General features: G+C 62.8%; 3 protein-coding genes. All 3 read left to right on the forward strand.

The features are described from left to right. Nucleotides 1-314: 314 nt before the first annotated feature. The 3 genes from B7Z76_RS15760 (at nucleotide 315) to dmeF (ending at nucleotide 3,007) form a co-directional block, all read left to right on the forward strand. Complete coding sequence (locus B7Z76_RS15760) at nucleotides 315-1,535, forward strand: outer membrane beta-barrel protein (protein ID WP_174504389.1); 1,221 nt, start codon at nucleotides 315-317, stop codon at nucleotides 1,533-1,535. Nucleotides 1,536-1,706: 171 nt separating this feature from the next. Further along, a complete protein-coding gene (locus tag B7Z76_RS15765; protein WP_174504388.1) occupies nucleotides 1,707-1,985 on the forward strand; it encodes a metal/formaldehyde-sensitive transcriptional repressor in 279 nt (92 codons plus the stop codon). Nucleotides 1,986-1,993: 8 nt separating this feature from the next. After that, on the forward strand, nucleotides 1,994-3,007 hold the full coding sequence (gene dmeF / locus B7Z76_RS15770; RefSeq protein ID WP_291345169.1) for a CDF family Co(II)/Ni(II) efflux transporter DmeF: 1,014 nt from the start codon (nucleotides 1,994-1,996) through the stop codon (nucleotides 3,005-3,007). Nucleotides 3,008-3,253: the final 246 nt, after the last annotated feature.

The raw sequence follows: 3,253 nt of genomic DNA on the forward strand, positions 1-3,253 counted from the left end.
CATCGCCCTGCGCGCCTGCAAAACAGACCAGAGCTTCCAGGCAATGATCTACCTCGCCGCAGCCGTCATCAACTCACGATGAATCCCTACAAACCCTAGAGCACGTTTTAGAACACGTTCCGATCCATCAGGATCGGATAATCCGGCTGCACCTGAAGCGGCGGCCGACACTGCGCCCCCCTTCGCGCGTGGGGCTGCGGGATTTGCGGACCATCCAAAGATATGTTTAATTGAAGTAACGATCTGTCCTATTTTCTGTACGTTTTAAATAAATTTTTACGATACGGATCCCGAACGGGATCGCAGGAGGCATTATGAAAACCGCGCTGCCGCCCGCCTTGGGCCGGAATTCCCGTAAACTGAGACTGCTGACCAGCGTCTGCGCCGCCGTGGTGTTCGGCACGGTGCAGCCGGCCGAGGCTCTGAACGGCCCGGCCCCCATGACATTCGACGGCGGCGCGCTCGGCCCGCTCGTCGTCAGCGGCGGCATCGACGGGTATGGCTACGCGCTGACCGGCACCGGCAAGGTCGGCCGGCACGACCTGCTTCGCTCGAGCCGGAATTTCGGCGCGGAGCTGATGAACAGCCAGATCTCGCTGCAAAAGCCGACGGGCCTCGTGCGGTTCACCTTGCAGGTCGGCTCGGTCAACTCGCTCTCGCTCGGCACGGCGCCGGCGGCCACCTCGGTGAATACATTCGCAACCGGGCCGATCTATGCCGCCTATGTCACGCTCGCACCGAGCCCGCATCTCTCGGTCTCGGTCGGGCAGATCGACTCGCTCGAGGGCTACGAGGCCGGGATCGACTGGGGCAATCCGAGCGTGCTGACCACGGCACTCTACAATGTGCAGAACTACCAGAGCCTCGGCGTCATGCTGAATGTCTCGAAAGGGCCGGTGAGCGCGAGCGTCGCCTTCGGTGACGGTTTCGATACCGGCGTGTTCAATTTCCTCCAGGGGCTGGTGAACTACAATTTCAACCGCAACAACGTGCTGTCGGTCTATGGCGCGACCAATCTGAGCCGGACCGGCGCCCTCGCCCATACCTATGGCAGCGCGGCGAAACCCTATGGCCAGAGCCTTGTCGGGCCCGGCAACGTGCAGATCAATTCGTCGATGGTCGGCGCCTATTACAGCTACACGCGCGGCAACCTCAATCTCGTGCCGGAAGCGCAGTTCGTATACGCGAAGAAGGACATCAAGGCGGGCATCCGCAAGACGACGACGGATTTCGGCGCCGCGCTGTTTGCCAACTACACGTTCGGCCACGGACCCTATTCGCTGGGCGGATGGGTGGAGTATTTCGCGGCGAGCGGGTTTGGCTCGAACGGGTTCGGCAACTGGTTCCTGCAGCCGAATGCGAAGGGGATCGGGATGTCGATCACGCCGACCTGGCAGAAGAACCATCTGTTCGTCCGCGGCGATCTCGGCGTGCTGCACCTGCTGAATGGCGGGGACGGGGTGATCGGCTACGGCGCCAGCGGCAAGCAGCCGAACCAGGCGACCCTGGTGCTCGAAGCGGGGCTACTGTTCTGATCGTCCGCACCTGATCGGAGCATTGTCCGATCCGGATGGATCGGATGATGCTCTATCCCCGCGGCCACAAACCCCGAATTCAGGAACTCGAATTCGGGGTTTGGAGGGGTGATTGCCCTGAGTGCGTTCCACGGGTTGGATAGTGTGGGGGAGTATGCTACGCCCGCTCGCATGACACATGCCATCCGGGACAAGCGGAAGCTGCTGGCACGGGTCGGCCGCATCCGCGGGCAGGTCGAGGCGATCGAACGCGCGCTCGAGGCCGAGGCGGGATGCGAAACCGTCATGCAGCAGATCGCCGGCGTGCGCGGTGCCGTGGCCGGGCTGATGGCCGAGATCGTCGAGGATCATGTGCGGAACCATCTCGTCGATCCTGAAACCCACCCCGATGCGCTGGACCGGGATGCCACCGACCAGTTGCTGGCGGTGATCCGCGCCTACCTGAAATGAGAGACGCCATGCCAGACAGCCACGCCGATCGCGGCGCCGCCGATCACAATCACGTGTTTCTCCGCGCCGATCACGCGCGCAACGAGCAGCGCACCTGGTGGGTGATCTGGATCTGCACCGCGATGATGCTGATCGAGGTGATTGGCGGCTCGCTTTACGGCTCGATCGCGCTGGTGGCGGACGGGCTGCACATGAGCACGCATGCCGGCGCGTTGCTGCTGGCAGCCCTCGCCTATCGCTACGCCCGCAAGCACGCGGATGACCCGCGGTTCAGCTTCGGCACCGGCAAGTTCGGCGACCTCGCCGGCTTCAGCAGTGCCATCATTCTCGCGATGATCGCCCTGCTGATCGGGTTCGAGGCGGTGCGCCGGTTCTTTGCGCCGGTGACGATCGATTTCGCTCAGGCGCTGCCGATCGCGGGGCTCGGCCTTGTCGTCAATGTCGTCAGCGCGCTGATCCTCGGGCTCGGGCATGACCATCATCACGATCATGGTCATCATCATGGCCATCACCATGACCATGACCATGACCATGACCATGACCATGACCATGACCATGACGATGACCATGACCATGACCATGACCATGATCACGCCGCGACCGGGCGGGACAACAACATGCGGGCGGCCGTGGTGCATGTGGCGACCGACGCGGCGGTGTCGGTTCTGGTGATCGTCGGCCTGCTGCTGGCGCGGGCCTTTGGCTGGCTGTGGATGGACCCGGTGGTGGGCATCGTTGGCGCCCTCGTCATCGCCAGCTGGGCGTTCGGGCTGATCCACGATACCGGCGCGATCTTGCTCGACATGACGCCGGACCGGAAACTTGTGCGGCGGCTGCGCGAAACCATCGAGGCCGATGGCGACGAGCTGAGCGACCTGCATCTGTGGCGGCTCGGCCCGGGCCATCTCGGCGCCATTCTGAGCGTGCGCTCGGCCACGGGGATGAGCCCGGACGCCTATCGGCAGAAACTCGCCGGCTTCACCTCCCTCTCGCATCTGACGATCGAAGTGCGGATGCGCTGAGCGAAGCGGCGCGTCTCCATCGCGCCGCGGGCCTGGTTTCATGACGGGTTACCGAGATTCCGGGTTCCGGGCGCCGTGACGGGCATCCAGGATTTTAGAGCATCATCCGATCAGATGGAACCATCTGATCGGATAAAGATGCTCTAATTATCAACAAGATAGAGCACGACATCCGATCCTGATGGATCGGAACGTGCTCTAGGTTCTGTACCTATTGCCATGACTACGGGGCGTCTGATTCAAGTC

It is taken from the genome of Acidiphilium sp. 20-67-58 (genome assembly GCF_002255515.1).
GTDB lineage: Bacteria > Pseudomonadota > Alphaproteobacteria > Acetobacterales > Acetobacteraceae > Acidiphilium.

What these genes read in the sequence shown, in the direction of transcription:
- B7Z76_RS15760 (WP_174504389.1), top strand. Translation starts at nt 315, where the DNA reads ATGAAAACCGCGCTGCCGCCCGCCTTGGGCCGGAATTCCCGTAAACTG.
- dmeF (WP_291345169.1), top strand. Translation starts at nt 1,994, where the DNA reads ATGCCAGACAGCCACGCCGATCGCGGCGCCGCCGATCACAATCACGTG.
- B7Z76_RS15765 (WP_174504388.1), top strand. Translation starts at nt 1,707, where the DNA reads ATGACACATGCCATCCGGGACAAGCGGAAGCTGCTGGCACGGGTCGGC.